This is a genomic window from Deinococcus marmoris (genome assembly GCF_001949125.1).
GTDB classification, from domain to species: Bacteria; Deinococcota; Deinococci; order Deinococcales; family Deinococcaceae; genus Deinococcus; species Deinococcus marmoris_A.
Genome location: NZ_MSTI01000054.1, coordinates 1 through 1,268 on the forward strand (window position 1 = coordinate 1; position 1,268 = coordinate 1,268).

Here is a 1,268-nt window from a genome sequence, read left to right on the forward strand (position 1 = left end):
CCAGCTCTCGTTCGAGTTCTGTAAGACGAGCCTCCTGTGGTGAAAGGGCGGGGATCCCCCGCCCGGTGAAGGCAGGGCGGCCAGCGGCCGTCTGGTTGTCCTGTTGTTGCTTCCACCGGACGACGTAGTGAGGAGGAACGCCGAGGTCACGGGCGATCTGAGCGCAACTCTTACCGGTTGTGCGAACCAGGCGGACAGCTTCGTATTTGAACTCAGCGGTGAACTTTTGCTTGGGTACGGACATTCTGTCCTCCAGTGTGAATCACACTGAACTTACCCTCCACCAAACCCTAACAACATCACACTTTTGAGCGCTTTGTTTTCTGCGATCAGCTGTTCAATCTGCTCAGACTGGCGACGGATGATCTCGAAAAGATCTTTCTCAATCACCCTCGAACCCATGGACAGCATGGTAACGGCAAGGGTGCCGCTAATCACAGACGTCACGCCTTTCAGCATTTTCCCGAACCGATCACGCCTACCCAACTTCGCCAGACCAGTCTGGTGGCTCTTCTGAGATTCTCGCGCCAGAAGAGGTTTTTTCTGATTATGCAGATGCAACTTCTGAGTCATCCTGTGCCCTCCAAGTCCATACTGCTCACGCCACGCGAAAGTACTCAGTGTCGTTCAAACAAGAGTTTCTAGTCCAAAAAATGTGCCGTGCTGAACGCTAACAGCGGGATCAAAATGGAGAAAAGTGCGGTCCTGACGGTGTTTGTCCAATCTGCCGTGCTGGACATGGTGAATAACGGACGGGGATCAGATCAAGACTCACCAACTGGACGGCAGAGGCGGTGTTTGCAGGCAAAGGGTTTCAAGCCAAAGCCACTTGATCCCGCAAGCAGCGAGGTTTTCTGGGGCGACTCATTTTTACCGTGCTGACCGTTGTTTTTCTGTTGCGCCCCTCTTTTCTGCCCACCCAGACGCCCTTCCTGATTTCCTGGAAACTCTTGTTCACAGTAGTCCGGAAGGTTTCAAGCAGCCTTGACCCCCAGGAGCAGCAGGTCGGCGATCTGTGGGGCGAATTTTTCGCAAGTCAGATCGCCAGGCAACAGAGATAAAATTCGATCAGCGAAAAATTCGTTATAGGCACGGCGTTTTTCGTCTTCCATGCTGAAGACCAGCGGGCCAGCCCGCTGGTTCATCAACTGACTGGCTCTGGCTACAGAAACGCTATGCAGCGCCATATTCCAGTGGAAGTGCAGCGCCTGAGCCTGACGGGACTGGCAATCACCCAGGCCCGCGAACTGCTTGCCGTCCCGGAACGG

At 54.3% G+C, this 1,268-nt stretch carries 2 protein-coding genes and 1 pseudogene; all 3 read right to left on the bottom strand.

Going from position 1 to position 1,268, the window contains the following annotated elements; genetic code table 11:
* A partial coding sequence (locus tag BOO71_RS07855) for a transposase (RefSeq protein ID WP_139322830.1) occupies positions 1-244 on the bottom strand: 244 nt, incomplete at its 3' end.
* A gap of 29 nt (positions 245-273) precedes the next feature.
* Positions 274-573, bottom strand: a complete 300-nt coding sequence (locus BOO71_RS28685; RefSeq protein ID WP_254843081.1) for a hypothetical protein — start codon at positions 571-573, stop codon at positions 274-276.
* Positions 574-974: 401 nt separating this feature from the next.
* Positions 975-1,268: pseudogene (locus BOO71_RS27720) on the bottom strand (IS4 family transposase); the annotation flags it as partial.

What these genes read in the sequence shown, in the direction of transcription:
- BOO71_RS28685 (WP_254843081.1), bottom strand. Translation starts at nt 573, where the DNA reads ATGACTCAGAAGTTGCATCTGCATAATCAGAAAAAACCTCTTCTGGCG.